An 18,558-nucleotide genomic window follows, 5' to 3' on the forward strand; every position below is an offset into this window, starting at 1 on the left:
ATGATTCCCGGAGAAGTCCAGGTCGCCGCTGGCGACATCGAGCTCAACGCCGGCCGCACGACCGTCAGCGTCAGCGTCGCCAACCACGGCGACCGGCCGGTGCAGGTCGGCTCGCACTACCATTTCTTCGAGGTCAACGACGCCCTGGTGTTCGACCGCGAGCCGACCCGAGGCTTTCGCCTGGACATCCCGGCCGGTACCGCCGTGCGCTTCGAACCGGGCCAGGCGCGTACCGTGCAGTTGGTGGCCTACGCCGGCAACCGTGAGGTATACGGCTTCCAAGGCAAGGTGATGGGGCCGTTGGAGGGCAGGGCATGAGCCGTATCTCCCGCCAGGCCTATGCCGACATGTTCGGCCCCACCGTCGGCGACCGCGTGCGCCTGGCCGACACCGCGCTGTGGGTGGAGGTGGAGCAGGACTTCACGATCTACGGCGAAGAGGTCAAGTTCGGCGGCGGCAAGGTCATTCGCGATGGCATGGGCCAAGGCCAGATGCTCGCCGCCGAGGCCATGGACCTGGTGTTGACCAACGCCCTGATCATCGACCACTGGGGCATCGTCAAGGCCGACATCGGTGTGCGCCAGGGGCGTATCGCCGCGATCGGCAAGGCCGGCAACCCCGACGTGCAGCCCGGTGTCACCGTGCCGGTCGGGCCGGGCACCGAGGTGATCGCCGCCGAGGGCAAGATCGTCACTGCCGGCGGTATCGACTCGCACATCCATTTCATCTGCCCGCAGCAGGTGGAGGAGGCGCTGACCAGTGGCGTCACCACCTTCATCGGCGGCGGCACCGGGCCGGCGACCGGGACCAACGCCACCACCTGCACCCCAGGCCCCTGGTACCTAGCGCGCATGCTCCAGGCCGCCGACAGCCTGCCGATCAACATCGGCCTGCTGGGCAAGGGCAACGCCTCGCGGCCTGAGGCGCTGCGCGAGCAGATCGCCGCCGGCGCGGTGGGCCTGAAGCTGCACGAGGACTGGGGCTCCACGCCCGCCGCCATCGATTGTTGCCTGGGCGTGGCCGAAGAGATGGACATCCAGGTGGCCATCCACACCGACACCCTCAACGAGTCCGGCTGCATCGAGGACACCCTGGCCGCCATCGGCGATCGCACCATCCACACCTTCCATACCGAAGGCGCCGGCGGCGGCCATGCCCCGGACATCATCCGCGCAGCGGGGCAGGCCAACGTGCTGCCGTCCTCGACCAACCCGACCCTGCCGTACACGGTCAACACGGTCGATGAGCACCTGGACATGCTCATGGTCTGTCACCACCTGGACCCGAGCATCGCCGAGGACGTGGCCTTCGCCGAGTCGCGCATCCGCCGCGAGACCATCGCCGCCGAAGACATCCTCCACGACCTGGGCGCCTTCGCCATGACCTCGTCCGACTCCCAGGCCATGGGCCGGGTCGGCGAGGTGGTGCTACGTACCTGGCAGGTGGCGCACCAGATGAAGCTGCGCCGCGGGCCGCTGGCGCCGGATGGCGCGTACAGCGACAACTTCCGGGTCAAGCGCTACATCGCCAAGTACACCATCAACCCGGCGCTGACCCACGGTATCGCCCACGAGGTGGGCTCGGTGGAAGTCGGCAAGCTGGCCGACCTGGTGCTCTGGTCGCCGGCGTTCTTCGCGGTCAAGCCGGCCCTGGTACTCAAGGGCGGGATGATCGTCACGGCGCCGATGGGCGATATCAACGGCTCGATCCCGACCCCACAACCGGTGCACTACCGGCCGATGTTCGGCGCCCTGGGCGCGGCACGGCATGCCACGCGCATGACCTTCCTGTCCCAGGCCGCCCTGGACCGTGGCCTGCCCGATGCGCTCGGCCTGCACAGCTTGATCGGCGTGGCCCGGGGCTGCCGCCGGGTGCGCAAGGCCGACATGCTGCACAACGGCCTGCAGCCGGTGATCGAAGTCGATGCCCAGACCTACCAGGTGCGCGCCGATGGCGAGCTGCTGGTGTGCGAGCCGGCCCGCGAACTGCCGCTGGCCCAGCGTTATTTCCTGTTCTGAAGGAGCGAACATGATTGTCCTGACCCGCCGGATCGCCGAGGCCGCCACGGTCACCGGCACCGTCACCCTGGATGTGGACAGCCGCATCAAGAGCCGTCTGCGCGTGACCCTCGACGATGGCCGCGAGGCGGGCCTGATGCTCGAGCGCGGTCACCTGCTGCGCGGCGGCGAGCTGCTCGCCGACGCCGACGGCACGCAAGTGGTGCGCGTGCTGGCCGCGCCGGAGGCGGTGTCCACGGTGCGCTGCGCCGACCCGCACCTGCTGGCCCGCGCTGCCTATCACCTGGGCAACCGCCATGTCCCGCTGCAGATCGAACCCGGCCTGTTGCGCTACCAGCACGACCACGTGCTGGACGACATGCTGCGCGGCCTCGGCCTGGCCGTGGAGGCCGAGCAGGCGCCGTTCGAGCCGGAAGCCGGCGCCTACCAGAGCGCCCCGCACAACCATGGCCACGACCACCCCTTCGTGCGTCTGCACGCCCATTCCTGAACTGCCGTTGGAGCCCTCGATGAAAAAGACCCTCGCCCTTGTCCTGCTGCTGGTAGCGGTACCTGCGTTCGCTCACCCGGGCCATGACAGCAACCCGCTGCACGATGGCCTGCTGCATCCGCTGACCGGCCTCGACCACCTGTTGATGCTGCTGGGCACCGGTGTGCTGGCGGCACTGACCCGACGCAACCTGGCACTGCCTCTGGCGACCTTGGGCGCGATGTTCGCCGGTGCCGTATGCGGGCACCTGTTCGGTGACGTGCTGGGCATGGAGACGATGATCATCGGTTCCCTGCTGGTGGCCGCCGCCGCGCTGTTGGTGCCCGACCGACAACTGCTGCTGGCCCTGGCCATGCCGGTGTTCGCCCTGTTCCATGGCTGGGCCCATGGCGTGGAGGCCACGCCGAGCGCGTTCTGGCTGTTCAGCGCAGGTTTCGTCACGGTCAGCGGCCTGCTGTTGCTGGCCGGTTTCGCCGTAGGTTGCCTGCTGCGTCGGCACAGCGGCCTGCAGAAGGCCTTCGGTGGCGGCCTGCTGGCCGGCGCCGCCATGGTACTGGCCGGCTGATGGACAGCGACCTGGCGCTGCTGCGCCTGCTGCAACTGGCGAGCCCGGGCCTGCCGGTGGGTGGCTTCACCTACTCGCAGGGCCTGGAGTGGGCCGTCGAGGTGGGCTGGGTGGGCGACGTCGCGAGTTTCGGCGCGTGGCAGCGCGAGCAGTTGCACGACACCCTGGGCTATCTCGATTGGCCGGTGCTGGCGCGCCTGTACCGCGCCTGCCAGGCCGGCGATGCCGAGGCCTTCGGCCAGTGGAGTCGCTTCCTGCTGGCCAACCGCGAGACCGCCGAGCTGCGCCTGGAGGAGCGCCAGCGCGGCAGCGCCCTGGCGCGCCTGCTGGACGGTTGGCAACTGGCCCAGGCACCGGCCTGGCGGGCTAGCCTCGAACTCAGCCAACTGGGCGGTATGGCCTGGTTGGGTGCACATTGGTCGATCCCGCTACGCCAGTTGGCCCTGGGCCATGGCTATGCCTGGCTGGAAGGCGCGGTGATGGCTGGCGTCAAGCTGGTGCCGTTCGGCCAGCAGGCTGCCCAGACTCTGCTGCGCGACTTGGGCGAGGCGCTGCCGACGGCGCTCGACCAGGCCCTGGCGCTGGAGGACGACCAGCTCGGTGGCGGCCTGCCGCTGCTGGCGATCGCCTCGTCACGTCATGAAACCCAATACACCCGTTTGTTCCGTTCCTGAGGACTGCCTCCATGCAAAGCTACCAGCAACCCCTGCGCGTCGGTGTCGGCGGCCCGGTCGGCTCCGGCAAGACCGCGCTGCTCGAAGCGCTGTGCAAGGCCATGCGCGATCATTACCAGATCGCCGTGGTGACCAACGACATCTATACCAAGGAAGACCAGCGCATCCTCACCGAGGCCGGCGCCCTGGAGCCTGAGCGCATCGTCGGCGTGGAAACCGGCGGCTGCCCGCACACCGCCATCCGCGAGGACGCCTCGATGAACCTGGCCGCGGTGGAAGCGCTGGCGCGCCGCTTCGGCAACCTCGAGGTGATCTTCGTGGAAAGCGGCGGCGACAACCTGAGCGCTACCTTCAGCCCGGAGCTCGCCGACCTGACCCTCTACGTGATCGATGTCGCCGAAGGCGAGAAGATCCCGCGCAAGGGCGGGCCGGGCATCACCAAGTCGGATTTCCTGGTGATCAACAAGACGGACCTGGCGCCGTACGTCGGCGCCTCGCTGGAGGTGATGGCGCGCGACACCCAGCGCATGCGCCCGGAGCGGCCGTGGACCTTCAGCAACCTGAAAAAGGGCGAGGGGCTGCAGGCGGTGATCGACTTCATCGTCGAGCGGGGGATGCTGGGCGTCAGGTGATCGGGCCTGCGCCTAGCGGCTGCCAAAGGCTGGAGCGCGCACCCTTTCCAGATGTATCTCTGCTCGGGTACTGCGTAGCGTTTGCCGGTTGTTGGCATAAGGCCGACCAACGCAAACCGAGGAGCGCTAATCATGAAAGTAACGGTGATGGTTGCCTTGCTGGCGATCGCAGGGCCGGTCCAGGTCGCACAGGCGCAGGAGGCGACGGCAGTGATGCCGAAGACGACCAGCCCCGTCGGCATCGGGCAGAACGTGGCCGAAAACAGTCGGGGGGATGGCGAGGCTGCCAATCCGGAGCAGGTGCCACTGCGCAGAACACCCAGGTCGATCGGGCCGGTGCTACCTATACCCTGCGAGCTGGGCTACAAGCGTATTGGGGATGACTGCGTACTTGCCGACGTTGAGTTTGAATGACGTGAATGGCTGGATACTACCGGGAGAGGTTGCGGTGGTATCCGGCATACGTAGGTAGCGACAGCCCTTTGCGCGCTTCGTTTGGAAAACCCAGCAGCGCACCCTCCGTTTCAACGTCGCACATCATCGGCATCAGGATGTGAGCGCCTCGACCCGGTTCCGCCCATTCTGCTTGGCCTTGTACAACTGTTCGTCGGCCTGCTTGAGTACCGTCTCGGCCAGCAGGGTATCGGGCTGGCGGCAGGCCACGCCGATGGACAGGGTCAGCCGGCCGACGTAGGGCGTCTCGGCCTGCTCGACGGCCTGGCGGATACGTTCGGCGATTTGCCGGGCATCGGCCGGGCCAGTGTCCGGCAGTAGCATGGTGAACTCCTCGCCGCCGACCCGGCAGGCCAGGTCGTGGCTACGCGAGCCATGGCGCAGCAGGTTGGCCAGGTGCTTGAGCACCTCGTCGCCGGCATCGTGGCCGTGGGTGTCGTTGACCCGCTTGAAATGATCGATGTCCAGGGCCAGTACGGCGAAGTCGCGGCCGCTGGCCATGAGCGTGTCTAGGGCGGCCTGCAGTGCCCGGCGGTTGGCCAGCCCGGTCAGGGCGTCGCTCTGGGCTTCCAGGCGCAGGAGGCCGAGCTTGTCCTGCAGCAGCCGCTCGCCGGTGAGCAGGGCGCTGCGGATGGCGGCGGCCTCGGCATACCAGGCATCGATTCGCGGCTGCTCCTTGCCGGCCTCGTTGGCCGTCAGGTGGGTCGCGCGGCGGGCCAACTGGCGCAGTGGCCGGGTCAGCCGGTGGGTCATCCACAGCACCAGCAGCAGGCCGACCACGCTGGCCGGCAGGATATGCAGCAGCATCTTGCGCATCAGTTCGGTGAGCGGGGCGAGGGCACGCGCTTCGGGTTGCTGGGCCACCACGGCCCAATGGGCGGCGGGTACCGGGGCGAAGCCGGCGAGCATGGGGATGCCGATGTAGTTGGGGGCTTGCAGGGTGCCGCTCTCGCCGCGCAGCGCTGCGCTGAGGGTCGGGCTGCCGCTGATCGCTTCGCCGATGCGTTGGTAGTCCGGGTGATAGAGCAGGCGCGCGTTGGCATCGGCGACGAAGGCGTAGGTGCCATCGTGGTGGTAGTGAGCGCCAATCACCGTATGCAGCGCGCTTTCTTTCTTGAGGAACACCGAGCCGCCGACGATGCCGAGGAAGCGGCCATCGTCGGCGAAGATCGGCTCGCAGATGAACACCACCAGGTCGCCGCCCTGGGAGGTGTAGGCCCGGCTGACCAGGGGGCGGCGTTCGCTCACCGCTTGCTGGATCTCGGGCGAGCGGTACGGGAGGCTGGCGATCTGGCGGATGTCCGGGTAGGCCGTGAGCACGTGGCCCTCGGCATTGGCGATGACGATGGAATTGAAGTCCTCGTCCTGGGCCTGCAAGCGCACGGCTTCAGCACGCAGCAGGGCTGGATCGTCGAGACCCGCGGCCAGCAGGCCGGCGCTGTAGCGCAGGTGACTGTGCGCCGAGCGGAGGAATTCGCCGATGCTCGACGCCACTTTGCTGGCGTAGGCCTGGTTGGCCTGCAGGGCGACCTGCACCAGGGCGTCGCGTTGCACCCGGTAGGCCACGTAGAGGCTGTTGCACAAGGTGGCCAGGCAGGCCAGCACTATCATGCCGAGCACGAGGGTACGCAAGTCGAAGAATGGGCGGCGGCTGGGCATGCGGGGCCTTCGGCGCAGGGGCGACGGAGTCCAAGTATGGCCGCTTCGTCAAGAATCGCCGGGCGGCCCGGCCGTTTCGCCGATCGGCGGCGTGTGCCTCACAGGCCCTTGCGGCGGTCGCTCGGGTGGCCTTGCAGCGAACCTAGCAGCTTGAGCGTCGTGCCGTCGGCCAGGGTCAGGACCAAGTCCTCGATGGTGCCGGCCAGGCGATCGGGAAAGATCGGCTGGCCGTCCGGGTCGACATCGTCGTAGTAGAAGCGCGTGCCCTCCAGCCAGCCGAGGGCGGTCTGCAGGTCGGGGCCGAGGTAGTACTTGCCGTCGAGGAAAAAACCGGAGAACTGCCAGGTACGCTCCTCGTTGTCGAGGGTATAGCGTTCGCCAGGTTGCATGCCGGTTGCAGGGTCGAGCATGGGACGGGCCTCCTTCGCTGGGATGCTGGGTAGAAAGCCCAGGGGCCAGGAGGTTCCTTCCACAGGATGGACGTGTATCCGGCCGTGATTGGATGGAATCGTCGCCAGGCTGGGCAGTCCCACCTGTTATGCGGGCGCGTTGCGTGCCTGCCCAGGCGGGTACGACGCCCGACGCATCCAAGCCATGGAGAATCGTCATGAAAACAGTGCTAATGACCGCATTGCTGGCCGCCGCTGGCCTCGCCCAGGCCGCCCAGACCGTGGAGCTGACGCTCGCGGCGCCCGACGGGTCCGGCAAGCCGATCGGTACCGTGAGCATCGAGCAGAGCCAGTACGGCGCCGTGCTCACGCCAGACCTGAAGGACCTGCCACCGGGCGTGCACGGTTTCCACCTGCACCAGCGGCCCTCGTGCGAGCCGGCCGAGGAAAACGGCAAGCCGGTGCCGGCCGGTGCCGCCGGCGGCCACTGGGACCCGGACGCCACCAATGCCCACAAGGGCCCTTACGACGACAGTGGCCATCGTGGCGACCTGCCGGCCTTGTATGTCGCGGCCGATGGCACGGCGACCTACCCGGTGCTGGCACCACGCCTGAAGGCCGGTGACTTCAAGGGGCATGCCTTGATGGTGCACGCCGGTGGTGACAACCACAGCGACCACCCCGAGAAGCTCGGTGGTGGCGGGGATCGGGTGGCCTGCGGGGTGGTGCAGTAGCGCCACCCCTGCGCGGGGCCGGCCTGGATAGCGCAAATATGCCCAGGCCTTAGGCAAATCCTTGCGTCTTTCCTGCGCCCGCCAGGCCGGCGCTGGGGTAAGGTGGCAGGAAAGATCCCCGCGCGCCGCCCTTAGGCGCCAGAGAGGTGCCTGTGGCTTCCTATACCTTGCGACAACTCAAGTACTTCGTCACCACCGTGGAGGCCGGCAGCGTGGCCGAGGCCTCCCGCCAGCTGTACATCGCCCAGCCGTCGATCTCGACGGCGATCAAGAGCCTGGAGGAGAGCTTCGGCGTCCAGCTGTTCATCCGCCACCATGCCCAGGGCGTGTCGCTGACCCCCAGCGGTAAGCGTTTCTACGCCAAGACCAAGGCCCTGCTGCAGATGACTCACGAGTTCGAGCAGAATGCCTTGGCCGACAACGACACGGTGGCCGGACAGATCGACATCGGCTGCTTCGAGACCGTGGCGCCCTTGTACCTGCCCAGGCTGATCGCCGGCTTTCGCGAGCGCTACCCCGGCGTGGACATCCGCCTGCGCGACGGCGAGCAACAGGACCTGATCCAGGGGCTGACCGCCGGTACCTTCGACCTGGCCTTCCTTTACGACCATGACCTGGACGGTACCATCGAGGCCGAACCCCTGATGCCGCCGCAGAAACCTTATGTATTGCTGCCGGAAAAGCACCGCTTCGCCGGACAGGCCCAGGTGTCGCTGCGCGACCTGTGCCCGGAGCCGATGATCCTGCTCGACGTGGCGCCCAGCCGTACCTACTTCGTCAGCCTGTTCAACGAGCTGGGGCTGACGCCGAACATCGTTTTCAGTTCGCCGTCGATCGAGATGGTGCGGGGGATGGTGGGGCAGGGGTTCGGGTTCTCGCTGCTGGTGACCCGGCCGCATTCGGAGTGCACCTATGACGGGCAGCGGTTGGTGACCGTGGACATCGCCGAGCCGGTGGCCCTGTCGGGGCTTGCGGCGGCGCGCTTGAAGCGGGTGCAGTTGACCAAGCCGGCGCAGCTGTTCGTCGAGTTCTGCCGGGAGGAGCTGGCGCGGTTCTGAGCCGTAGTCCTGGGGCTGCTTTGCAGCCCTTTCCGGCCGGGCCGGTCGGAAAGGGGCGCGAAGCGCCCCCAAAATGGGTAAAGGGCCTACACCTGCTCAGGCACCACCGCGATCACATCGATCTCCATCAGCCACTCAGGCTGGGCCAACCCCGCCACCACCAACCCGGTGGAAATCGGGAACACACCCTTGAGCCACTTGCCGACCTCCTGATACACCGGCTCGCGGAAGCGAGGGTCGGTGATGTAGGTGGTGGTCTTGACGATGTGCGACAGGTCCGAGCCGGCCTCCTCGAGCAGTTGCTTGACGTTCTTCATCGCCTGCTCGGCCTGGGCGCGAGGATCGCCCAGGCCCACCAGGCGGCCTTCGAAGTCGGTGCCGACCTGGCCGCGCACATAGATGGTGTTGCCGGCGCGCACGGCCTGGCAGAGGTCGTTGTCCAGCGACTGGTTGGGGTAGGTCGCCTTGGTGTTGAACATGCGGATACGGGTATGGGTAGGCATCAGTGAACTCCGAGGGTGCTGACTTTCTTGATCGGGGAAGGGGTGTGCTCGGCATCCGCCGCGCGCTGCTCGCGGTCGCGGTAGGCCAGGTAGGTGCGCTGGGTGGCGATATGGCCGGCCACGTGCTTGGCGTCGTGCCACACGCCCCAGATGAACGACGAGCCACGGCGCGACAGCCAGGGCAGGCCGAGGAAGTACACGCCAGGCTCCTTGGACACGCCGCGCTGGTGCTGCGGCTTGCCATTGGCGTCGAAGGCATCGACCTGCAGCCAGCTGAAGTCCACGCCATAGCCGGTGGCCCAGATGATCGTGCTGACGCCAGCCTCGGCCAGGTCCAGTTGCAGCAGCGGCTCGCTGATGCACGCAGGGTCCGGCAGACGCTTGCGGGCCTCGGGCTCTTCCGGCAGGTCCAGGCCGTTGCGCTCGACGTAGGCATCGGCGGCATCGAGCAGGGCCAGGTAGTTCTCGTCGCCACGACGGATGTTGTCGGCCAGGTCGGGCTGGAAGGTGACCACGCCGTCGGCGAAGGCCTTGGTCAGGCCGACCAGGGTCATGCCTTGGTGGGCCAGGGCGCGGAAGTCGACGGTATGGCCGCCACGGGCGCCGCTGACGGCGATGGTCACGTGCTCGCGGCCAGGCTTGGCGATTTCCGCGTCCCATTCGCCGAGCACGCCCAGCCACCAGCAGAAGTCACGGTTACGGTAGCTGCGTGGCGGGCGGTCATGGGCGCCTACCGACAGGTAGACCTTGCGCCCGGCACGCATCAGTTCCTCGGCGATCTGCACGCCCGAGGAGCCGGCACCGACGACCAGCACCGCGCCTTCGGGCAGTTGCTGGGGGTTGTAGTAGGCGGCCGAGTGGATCTGGTGCAGGCGTTCGTCCTTCGGTGCGATGGCCGGGATCACCGGGCGCTGGAACGGGCCGGTGGCGGCCACCACACGGTTGGCGTGGATCATGCCCTCGTTGGTTTCGATGGTGAAGCCCGGGCGGTCGGCGTTGCGCACCACTTTCTTCACCTCGACGCCGGTGCGCACCGGCAGGTTGTACTTGCGCACGTAGGTCTCGAAGTAGTCGGCGACCTGGTCCTTGCCAGCGAAGGCATCGGGGTCGAGGTCGAATTCCAGCCCTGGGAAGCGGTCGTGCCAGACCGGCCCGTTGGCCACCAGGGAATCCCAGCGGCCGGTACGCCAGGCTTCGGCGATGCGCTTGCGCTCCAGCACCAGGTGGGGCACGCCGAGTTTGCTCAGGTGCTCGCTCATGGCCACGCCGGCCTGGCCGGCACCCACCACGAGGGTGTCGATTTCGATTGTGTTCATTGTCATGTCCGATCCCTTCTTGAAAGGCGGTTTTATTCAGGTCGGTTGGGAGACCGTCTTTGCCTGGGGCCAGACTAGGGATGCGCTTTGGATCGCGAAATTATTATTTAGCTAATGCTTGCCCATAAATTGACGAAGGCCTTGTGATACGGGGCTTTGAGCCATGCTGGAGGCCATTGGCGCGGGCAATTTCCTGGCCCTTGGCCCGGCTTAGTTTTTTCCTGCCCAAGACCCAGGAAAAAGGTGGTTTCGTGGGCCGGCCGCTTCTGCCCAGAATGCCTTCGATTACGCGAAAGTTCGCTTTTCGCAGTGCATGGGACAGACACGATCAGGAGTCGCAGACATGACCTTTTCCATCATTGGCCGCTGCCAGGAAACCGGCCAGTTGGGCATCGCCATCAGCTCGTCGAGCATCGCCGTGGGCGCCCGCTGCCCCTGGGTACGCGCCGGTGTGGGTGCCGTGGCCACCCAGAACATCACCTTGCCGGCCCTCGGCCCGCAGATCCTCGATGTCCTGGAGCAGGCCCAACTGCCACCTGCCGCCGCCCTGGACCGGGTACTCAGCGCCAACGGCTGGAGCGAGTATCGCCAGGTCACGGTGATCGACAGCCAAGGCCAGGTGGCGCTGTTCACCGGCAAGGAGGCCCTGGGCGTGCACAACGCCGTGGCGGGCGAGCAATGCGCGGCGGCGGGCAACCTGCTGACCTCCACCCAGGTCATCGAAGCCATGGTCGAGGCGTTCGAACAGGCCGACGGGCACCTGGCTGACCGCCTGCTGGCCGCCATGCACGCCGCGATCGCCGCCGGCGGCGAGGCGGGGCCTGTGCATTCGGCGGCGCTGAAGATCGCCGGCGAGCTGACCTGGCCGCTGGTCGACCTGCGCGTGGACTGGACGGACGAAGACCCCATCGCGGCCCTCGACCAGCTCTGGCAGGCCTACCGGCCGCAGATGCAGGACTACGTGACCCGCGCCCTGAACCCCACCGCCGCGCCGAGCTACGGGGTGCCTGGCGATGAGTGAGTTCACCAGCCGTGAGCTGCTGGCCAGGCTGGTCGGTTTCGCCACGGTCAGCCGCGACTCCAACCTCGAGTTGATCGCCTTCGTCCGCGACTACCTGGCGGGCCTGGGCGTGCACAGCGAGTTGTTCCACAACGCCGAAGGCACCAAGGCCAACCTGTTCGCCACCATCGGCCCCACGGACCGCGGCGGCGTGGTGTTGTCCGGGCATACCGACGTGGTACCGGTGGATGGCCAGGCCTGGAGTGTCGAGCCGTTTCGCCTGAGCGAACAGGATGGCCGCCTGTACGGGCGCGGCACCGCCGACATGAAAGGCTTCATCGCCTCGGTGCTGGCGGCGGTACCGGCGATGCTCGCCGAACCCTTGAAGGTGCCGGTGCACCTGGCGTTTTCCTATGACGAGGAAGTGGGCTGCCTGGGTGTGCGCTCCATGCTCGCGGCCCTCGAGCAGCGCCCGCACAAGCCGCGCCTGTGCCTGATCGGCGAACCGACCGAACTCAAGCCAGTGCTCGGCCACAAGGGCAAGCTTGCGATGCGTTGCCAGGTGCACGGTGCGGCCTGCCATTCGGCCTACGCGCCCTATGGGGTCAATGCCATCGAATACGCGGCGCGGTTGATCGGCAGGCTCGGTGAGATCGGCGACGGCCTGGCCCGCCCGGAGCAGCACGACACCCGCTTCGACCCGCCGTTCTCCACGGTGCAGACCGGCGTGATCAAAGGGGGCAGGGCGCTGAACATCGTCCCGGCCGAGTGCGAGTTCGACTTCGAGGTACGTGCCTTGCCCGGTTTCGAGGCGCAGGCCGTGGTCGACCAGTTGCAGACCTACGCCGAGGCCGAGCTGCTGCCGCGCATGCGTGCGGTGGATGCCGGCAGCGATATCCGCCTGCAGCCGCTGAGCGCCTACCCGGGGCTGGCCACCCCGGCTGACAGCGAGGCGGCGCAGTGGGTCGCTCTGCTCAGTGGTTCGAGCGAGTTCACCACCGTGGCCTTCGGCACCGAAGGCGGGCTGTTCGACCAGGCGGGCATTCCCACCGTGGTGTGCGGGCCTGGCAGCATGGACCAGGGGCACAAGCCGGATGAGTACCTCAGTGTCGAGCAGTTGCAAGGGTGCGATGCGATGCTTGGGCGGTTGCTGGCGTATCTCAGGGGGCATTGAGTGTGCAGGGGGCTGCGAAGCGGCCCCAAATGGCAACAGAACGTCTTGACTGACCGGCAGTTCAGCCAACCCAGCTCACCTTTTGTCCTGGATCTACTATTTCTTGGGATCGATATGATATGCCGGACCGAAACCGCCCCTTAGAATGGCGTTATCCCGGATGTCGCAAGGCCCGCGTCCATGGTTTCCCAAGAACGAGTAGAACCCCTGCAAGCCCCGCAGATCGCCACATCGGTCAAGCCGGAACTGCGCGTCGGCTTCGTGCTGATGAACCAGTTCACCCTGGTGCCGGTGGCCGGCCTGGTGGACTCGCTGCGCTTTGCCGCCGACAAGTCGTTCCGCAGCCAGCAGGTGTACTGCCAGTGGGACTGGATGACCCTCGACGACCAGCCGATCAGCGCCAGTTGCGGCATGCCCGTCTCGCCGACCAAGCCCTTGAACCTGTGGGCGCAGTACGACTACATCGTCCTCGCCGGCGGCTTGCTGGGCGAGACCCGCAATCCGCCGGCCTGGTTGCTGGAGGCGCTGCGCGACCTGCATGCGGCGAACGTACCGATCATCGCCCTGTGTTCCGGCTCGTTCGTGCTGGGCAAGGCCGGCCTGCTCGATGGCCGGCGCTGCGCGGTGCACTTCACCTTGCGCGATGAGTTCAAGGAGCGCTTTCCCCTGGCCACCATGGTGATCGACAAGAGCTACGTGGACGATCGCGGCATCATCACCTGCCCCGGCGGCACCGCCATCGACCTGGCGGCCAGCCTGATCCGCCGACACTGCGGCGCGGTGCGGGCGCAGAAGGGCCTGGAGTACCTGCTGGTGGACGAGCGGGCGGAGGAGGCGCGGGAGGAAGCGGCCAGCGTCTACCAGAACGATCGTGTCCAGCGCGCCATTGCCTTCATGCGCGCCAACCTGGATGCCTCGATGACCCTCAAGGCTGTGGCCGAGGCGGTCGGCACCCACCCCCGGCAACTGCACCGGGAGTTCGTCGCCAACACTCAGGAGCCGCCTGCCAATTACTGGCGCAAGCTGCGCCTGGACCATGCGCGGCGGCTGCTGGTCAATACCAGCCAGAACATCACCACCATCGCCCTGGCTTGCGGGTTTTCCGATGCTTCGCACTTCATCCTGTGGTTTCGCAAGCAGTATGGCGAGACGCCGTACAGCTTCCGCAAGCGGCGGCATGAGGTGGAACGCTTCGACTGGCATGGGGACAAGGTGGGGCTGGACCCGGAGTTGTAGCAGGAGGATTGTAGGGGCTGCACAGCAGCCCCGGCGTTCTCAACGCTGCCCGAAGGCCTGGATCTCGATCCGGTACTCAGGCGCTGCCAACGCCGCGCCCACGCACGCCCGCACCGGTGGTTGGTCGCCAACCCAAGCGTCGTACACCTCGTTCATCGCCTTGAACTCGCCCATGTCGGCCAGCCAGATCTGCATGCGGGTGAGGTTGCTCTTGGTGGCACCGACCTGGGCCAGCCAGTCTTCGAGCTGGGCCAGCACGCAGCGGGTCTGCGCCGCGATATCCCCAGGCGCCAGGGCCACGATCCCCGACGTCTCGATGCGCCCATCGACGATTACCAATTGGCTGGCGCGCGCTCCGGGGTTGATACGTTCGATCATCCTGGCGCTCCTTCAGAACAGCACATAGGTCTTGCGCAGGGGCTCGCGGATATCCCACACGCCCTCGCAGTTCTCCGGAAACAGCACGGCATCGCCGGCGCGCAGTTCCACCGGTTCGCCACCGTCCGGGGTGAAGGTGCACCAGCCGCTGACGATATGGCTGAACTCACGGTTCTTCAGGTGCCGGCGGAACACGCCCGGGCTGCTTTCCCAGACGCCGATGCTGGCGTTCACCGCCTCATCGGTCTGGTGTTGCCCGGTGGCGGCCTGGGCGATCGGCTCGCCGATCGGCAACTTGGCAGGTGCCAGCTCGCCCAGGGGCGATTCGGCGGCATTGCGCACGACAGTCAGTACTTGGCTCATGAAAACAGGCTCCTTGAGGTGTTGCGAGCAGGGGTGGTCATGCAGGGACTATCGCACCGGGGCGCTGGCCGGCCATATAACGCCTGGGACGAGTCATGGAAGGTGGCCGCCGGCTTATGCAAGTTGTCATGGATGTTCTAGGGGGCAAGGCAGGAGGCTTTCTATCGTGTCGGGACAATCACAAGAAACCGGAGACCCTCGACATGAAAAACACCCAGGCCATCCCAATGGAGCACGCCGCATGACCCGCTCGGCACTGGAGCGCCTCGACGGCGAATGCTTCGACGTGCTGGTCGTCGGCGCTGGCGCGGTGGGCTGCGCCGCCGCCCGGCAACTGGCCGCGCGCAATTTCCGCACCCTGCTGGTGGACCGTGGCGATATCGGCGCCGGCACCTCATCCCGCTCCAGCCGCATGCTGTATTCCGGGTTGGGCTACCTGGCTGCGCGCTACCCCTTGTGGCAGATCCCGCTGCGCCCGCTCGACATGTGGCAGCGCCTGCGCTACACCCGCGAGGTGATGCGCTGTCGTGCCGAGCTGGTCAAGGAAATGCCCGGGCACCTGACCAAGCACCGCTTCCATTATCCGTTCCGCCAGGGCGACCGTTATCCGCCATGGCTGGTGGACATGGGCTTTCGCCTGGTCGAGGCCCTGGGCGGCTGGAAGGTGCCGCTGGCCTACCGGCGCCTGTCGCGGGACAAGGCCGCAGGCGAGAGTGCCATGGCCGCCGACCTGGGCGGGCCATTGCGCGGAGTCGGGGTGTTCGAGGAGTACATGTACGCCTGGCCCGAGCGCATCTGCGTGGACACGGCGCTGGACGCCGAATGGCGCGGCGCCACGCTGCGCACCTACACCCGCGTCAGCCAGCTCGAGCGCGCCGATGGCCACTGGTGGGTCACCCTGGATGAGCAGGCCCCGGAATGCCTGGGTCAGGCCCGGGTCAAGGCCCGGGTGGTGATCAACGCCGCCGGGCCTTGGGTCGACCGGGTACCGGGCGCTGGTGGCGACAGCGATACGCGCGTGCTGGGCATCAAGGGCGTCAACGTCATGGTGCGCCTGCCCGAGTCCTACCGTGGCCAGGGGTTGGAGGCGTTCTCCAGCAAAGGCGAGCCGTTCTATGTCTTCCCCTGGCGCGACTTCCACTTCATCGGCCCCACCGAGTCGACGTTCACCGACAACCCGGACCAGGTGCGTGTGCAGGACAGCGAGATCGACTACATCCTCGGCGAGGCCAACCACCTGTTCCCCGAGCTCGGGCTGACCCGCGCCGACGTGCAGCACTGCTGGTGCGGCGTGCGTCCTACCTCGACCCTCGACGGCCGCACCGCCTACCTGCCGGTGCGCCTCAGCGAAGCGGCGGACAAGCCGGACCTGCTCACCCTGACCGGCTCGACCATCATGCTCCACCGCCACGCGGCGCGGGTAATCGCCCGGGCGGTGGAGCGGCGGCTGGGCAAGCGTGGCGCCGCGCCGAAGGGCATGCTCGAGCGGGAGCGGGTGGCGGCGGACGACATTGCCCGCCTCGTTGCCCGCGAGCATGTGGTACGCCTGGTGGACCTGGTGCGCCGGCGCCTGCCTTGGGGGCTGGACCCGGACCTGGGGCGCCAGCGCGTGGAGCAGCTATCGCAGGGCATGGCGGCGGCGTTGGGCTGGTCCGAGGTGCGGCGGCAGGAAGAGCTGCGGTATTTCGAGGAGGATACGGCGCGGGTGTACCGGCAGTTGTGAGGGCCGCAGCGGCTCGCGTGGGCTGCTTTGCAGCCCATGACCGCTGAACCGGCCTCGGGGTGTGCCCGCGAATACCGCTACCGCGACCGTGTCAACAGGCCATCGAGCACCACTTCGCAGGCCGCTCCCCAGCTCGTGCTGGAAGGCTGGTGCATGAGCACCGCCAGGCCGTCGGCAGTGAAGGTGCCCGGCGTGGCGATCGCCTGGCCCAGGGCCTTGAGGGGCTGTTCGGGCTGACGCTGGGCACTGGCCACACAGTCCTGCAGGTTGCCCAGCACCAGGGCCCGCGCCTGCTCCGGCGGCAGGCCCTTGTCGCTCAGCCACTGCTGCAGGTCGTGCAGCAGGAAGTAGAACCAGCCGTTCATGCACGCCGCGACGGTGGCCAGTTCGAACGCCGACTCGTCAGCGACCACCACCAGGTTGCCGAGTGGGCCCAGGCATTGTTCGGTGGGCCCATCCGCCGGGCAGACCACCACGGTGGACTGGTTGTACTGCGCCGCGTACGACAGCATCGCGCGGACGCAACGGGCGCCAGGAAAGGCCGTCGCCAACTGCTCCAGGCTCACCCCGGCCGCCAGCGACACCAGGCGCTGCCCAGGCCGCACCTGCACCTGCGCCGCCAGTTCGCCGAGCGACCCGGGGCGCACGCCGAGCACCAGCAGCTCGGCCTGCTCGACCACCGCCTGGTTGTCGGGCAGCACCTGGCAACCGTATTCCCGGGCCAGGGCCGCGGCCCGCTGGGCATTGCGTGGAGAGAGCAGGATGGCGCCGGTGAAGCCGCTGCGGCGCAGGCCATGTACCACTTTTTCGGTCAGCTCGCCGACCCCTAGGATGCCCAGGCTGTGCATGCCGCCTCCTTCAGCTTTCCAGGCCGGCGCGACGCTGGCCCCAGAACAGGTTCATGTTGACCCCCAGGCTGAGGAACGGCTCTGGTGGGTTGCGGTTCGGCCCAGCGCCGCCGAGCAGGAAATCGATCAGTTCGTCGCGCTCGCCCGCCAGCCAGTCGGCCAGCAGGGTGCCGGTGGCGGTGCCGCGGGTGATGCCCAGGCCATTGCAGCACAGTGCCCCATGGATGTTCGGCGCCAGGCTGCCGAAGAACGACAGGTGGTTGCGCGACAGGCACATGGAACCGCCCCAGGTGTATTCGAACGGCATGCCCGAGAGCATCGGGAAGCGCCGTTCGAACGATTCGCGGTGCTGGCGCCCGGCGCGGTCCAGGTAGCGCTGCTGGGCACGGCCGTCGGCGTTGAAGCTGAAGCTGTTGCGCACCAGCAGGCGCTGGTCGGGGGTGCGGCGCAAGGTGCTGCCGAACGGGTCGGCGGGGATGATGCCCCAGGTCGGCTTGCCGCCCAGGCGCGCCTGTTCCTCCTCGCTCAGTGGGCGGGTCATGCTGGCGTAGGTGAATATCGGCAGCAGGCGCCCGGGCAAGAAGCCGAAGTGGCTGGCGAAGGCATTGTTGGTCAGCAGCAACTGGTCGGCGACGATCTCGCCATCCGGATGCCTGAGGGTGGTGCGCCGGCCTTGCTCGAGGTGGCTGATCGGCGTGTTCTCGTACAGCGTGACATTGCCCGGCAGGCTATCGGCCAGGCCCTTGACCAGGCTCGCCGGTTGCAGCAGCTGGGTGCCGGGGGTGTACAGCGCCTTGCGGTAGAAGGCAGTGCCCAGGTGCGCGGGCAGGTCACGGGCGTCGATCATCTCGTAGGGCTGGCCGAGCTTGTCCAGGCCGCTGCGGTAGGCATCCAGCACCGCCAGGCCCTTGTCCTCCACCGCCGCCTGGTACTTGCCGTCCGGGCGCAGTTGGCAGTCGATGCCATGCTCGGCGATCAGTTGCCTGAGGATCGTTTGGGCGCGCAGGTTGAGCTTGAGGTTCATCCTGGCCGTGGGCAAATCGCCAATGTAGTCGGCAGCGCCAATGTCGTGGGGCAGGTCGATGGCAAAGCCGGAGTTGCGCCCCGAGGCGCCGAAGCCTACCTGCTGCGCCTCGACCAGGATCACTTGGTCGCCGGGGTGACGCAGGGCCAGTTGCCGGGCGGCGGCAAGGCCGGTGAAGCCCGCGCCGAGCACGACCCAGCGCGCTTCGCTCCGCCCCCGGTGAGCGGGACGAGGCTGGCGCCTGGGGCTGAGGTCGAACCAGCCGCAACCGTTGTCGTCCGCGGGGGTAGAGGTGTTTCTGTACATGTTTTTTATCCGTGT

At 67.5% G+C, this 18,558-nt stretch carries 19 protein-coding genes and 2 pseudogenes; 13 read left to right on the forward strand and 8 right to left on the reverse strand.

What is annotated here, in order from left to right; translation table 11 throughout:
• The 7 genes from ACDI39_RS01820 (at position 1) to ACDI39_RS01850 (ending at position 4,793) form a co-directional block, all read left to right on the forward strand.
• Complete coding sequence (locus tag ACDI39_RS01820) at positions 1-318, forward strand: urease subunit beta (RefSeq protein ID WP_253102324.1); 318 nt, start codon at positions 1-3, stop codon at positions 316-318.
• Positions 315-2,018: an urease subunit alpha gene (gene ureC / locus ACDI39_RS01825; protein ID WP_225790066.1), complete on the forward strand. Its 1,704-nt coding sequence runs from the start codon at positions 315-317 to the stop codon at positions 2,016-2,018. Before ACDI39_RS01820 ends, ureC begins: the two co-directional genes overlap by 4 nt.
• A gap of 10 nt (positions 2,019-2,028) precedes the next feature.
• Positions 2,029-2,508, forward strand: a complete 480-nt coding sequence (gene ureE / locus ACDI39_RS01830) for an urease accessory protein UreE (protein WP_225790067.1) — start codon at positions 2,029-2,031, stop codon at positions 2,506-2,508.
• A 19-nt stretch (positions 2,509-2,527) separates the two neighbouring features.
• On the forward strand, positions 2,528-3,073 hold the full coding sequence (locus tag ACDI39_RS01835) for a HupE/UreJ family protein (RefSeq protein ID WP_225790068.1): 546 nt from the start codon (positions 2,528-2,530) through the stop codon (positions 3,071-3,073).
• Positions 3,073-3,747, forward strand: a complete 675-nt coding sequence (locus ACDI39_RS01840; protein WP_225790069.1) for an urease accessory protein UreF — start codon at positions 3,073-3,075, stop codon at positions 3,745-3,747. Before ACDI39_RS01835 ends, ACDI39_RS01840 begins: the two co-directional genes overlap by 1 nt.
• An 11-nt stretch (positions 3,748-3,758) precedes the next feature.
• The gene (ureG, locus tag ACDI39_RS01845; RefSeq protein WP_225790070.1) at positions 3,759-4,379 is read left to right on the forward strand and encodes an urease accessory protein UreG; all 621 of its coding nucleotides are present in this window, start codon (positions 3,759-3,761) and stop codon (positions 4,377-4,379) included.
• Between the two features lie 132 nt (positions 4,380-4,511).
• Complete coding sequence (locus tag ACDI39_RS01850) at positions 4,512-4,793, forward strand: hypothetical protein (protein WP_253102326.1); 282 nt, start codon at positions 4,512-4,514, stop codon at positions 4,791-4,793.
• Between the two features lie 132 nt (positions 4,794-4,925).
• Here ACDI39_RS01850 and ACDI39_RS01855 read toward each other — a convergent pair whose 3' ends face one another.
• Positions 4,926-6,491 (reverse strand): sensor domain-containing diguanylate cyclase, encoded by a 1,566-nt coding sequence (locus tag ACDI39_RS01855; protein ID WP_253102328.1) that lies wholly within the window; start codon positions 6,489-6,491, stop codon positions 4,926-4,928.
• 146 nt (positions 6,492-6,637) lie between these two features.
• Positions 6,638-6,901: pseudogene (locus ACDI39_RS01860) on the reverse strand (short chain dehydrogenase); the annotation flags it as partial.
• Between the two features lie 197 nt (positions 6,902-7,098).
• Here ACDI39_RS01860 and sodC point away from each other — a divergent pair.
• Both sodC and ACDI39_RS01870 read left to right on the forward strand, forming a co-directional pair.
• Positions 7,099-7,614 (forward strand): superoxide dismutase [Cu-Zn] SodC, encoded by a 516-nt coding sequence (sodC, locus tag ACDI39_RS01865; protein WP_253102330.1) that lies wholly within the window; start codon positions 7,099-7,101, stop codon positions 7,612-7,614.
• Positions 7,615-7,766: 152 nt separating this feature from the next.
• A complete protein-coding gene (locus ACDI39_RS01870) occupies positions 7,767-8,672 on the forward strand; it encodes a LysR family transcriptional regulator (RefSeq protein ID WP_225790075.1) in 906 nt (301 codons plus the stop codon).
• Between the two features lie 86 nt (positions 8,673-8,758).
• Here ACDI39_RS01870 and ACDI39_RS01875 read toward each other — a convergent pair whose 3' ends face one another.
• Together ACDI39_RS01875 and ACDI39_RS01880 are read right to left on the reverse strand one after the other, a co-directional pair.
• A complete protein-coding gene (locus ACDI39_RS01875) occupies positions 8,759-9,175 on the reverse strand; it encodes a RidA family protein (protein ID WP_225790076.1) in 417 nt (138 codons plus the stop codon).
• Positions 9,175-10,564 (reverse strand): annotated as a pseudogene (locus tag ACDI39_RS01880) (flavin-containing monooxygenase). The gene ACDI39_RS01875 and the pseudogene ACDI39_RS01880 overlap by 1 nt, the downstream one beginning before the upstream one ends.
• Positions 10,565-10,834: 270 nt before the next feature.
• Between ACDI39_RS01880 and ACDI39_RS01885 the strand changes: the two are divergent.
• From ACDI39_RS01885 to ACDI39_RS01895, 3 genes are all read left to right on the forward strand, one after another.
• Positions 10,835-11,512 (forward strand): DUF1028 domain-containing protein, encoded by a 678-nt coding sequence (locus ACDI39_RS01885; RefSeq protein WP_253080069.1) that lies wholly within the window; start codon positions 10,835-10,837, stop codon positions 11,510-11,512.
• Positions 11,505-12,665 carry an acetylornithine deacetylase gene (gene argE, locus ACDI39_RS01890; protein ID WP_225790079.1) on the forward strand — a complete coding sequence of 387 codons (1,161 nt, stop codon included), beginning with the start codon at positions 11,505-11,507 and terminating at the stop codon, positions 12,663-12,665. The genes ACDI39_RS01885 and argE overlap by 8 nt, the downstream gene beginning before the upstream one ends.
• A gap of 180 nt (positions 12,666-12,845) precedes the next feature.
• A complete protein-coding gene (locus ACDI39_RS01895; protein WP_225790080.1) occupies positions 12,846-13,901 on the forward strand; it encodes a GlxA family transcriptional regulator in 1,056 nt (351 codons plus the stop codon).
• Between the two features lie 39 nt (positions 13,902-13,940).
• On the opposite strand, the gene ACDI39_RS01900 is transcribed toward ACDI39_RS01895, so the two are convergent.
• Together ACDI39_RS01900 and ACDI39_RS01905 are read right to left on the reverse strand one after the other, a co-directional pair.
• A complete protein-coding gene (locus tag ACDI39_RS01900) occupies positions 13,941-14,279 on the reverse strand; it encodes a RidA family protein (RefSeq protein WP_486537379.1) in 339 nt (112 codons plus the stop codon).
• A 12-nt stretch (positions 14,280-14,291) separates the two neighbouring features.
• Complete coding sequence (locus ACDI39_RS01905) at positions 14,292-14,642, reverse strand: cupin domain-containing protein (RefSeq protein ID WP_225790082.1); 351 nt, start codon at positions 14,640-14,642, stop codon at positions 14,292-14,294.
• Positions 14,643-14,883: 241 nt separating this feature from the next.
• On the opposite strand from ACDI39_RS01905, the gene ACDI39_RS01910 reads away from it, so the two are divergent.
• Entirely contained in the window at positions 14,884-16,365 is a 1,482-nt protein-coding gene (locus tag ACDI39_RS01910) for an FAD-dependent oxidoreductase (RefSeq protein WP_262923650.1), read from the forward strand.
• A 77-nt stretch (positions 16,366-16,442) separates the two neighbouring features.
• Here the strand turns inward: ACDI39_RS01910 and ACDI39_RS01915 are convergent, their stop codons facing one another.
• Together ACDI39_RS01915 and ACDI39_RS01920 are read right to left on the reverse strand one after the other, a co-directional pair.
• Positions 16,443-17,213 carry an NAD(P)-binding domain-containing protein gene (locus tag ACDI39_RS01915; RefSeq protein ID WP_225790083.1) on the reverse strand — a complete coding sequence of 257 codons (771 nt, stop codon included), beginning with the start codon at positions 17,211-17,213 and terminating at the stop codon, positions 16,443-16,445.
• Positions 17,214-17,223: 10 nt separating this feature from the next.
• On the reverse strand, positions 17,224-18,543 hold the full coding sequence (locus ACDI39_RS01920) for an NAD(P)/FAD-dependent oxidoreductase (protein WP_225790084.1): 1,320 nt from the start codon (positions 18,541-18,543) through the stop codon (positions 17,224-17,226).
• Between the last annotated feature and the right edge of the window lie 15 nt (positions 18,544-18,558).

The sequence above is a fragment of the Pseudomonas sp. Tun-23181 genome, assembly GCF_057415455.1.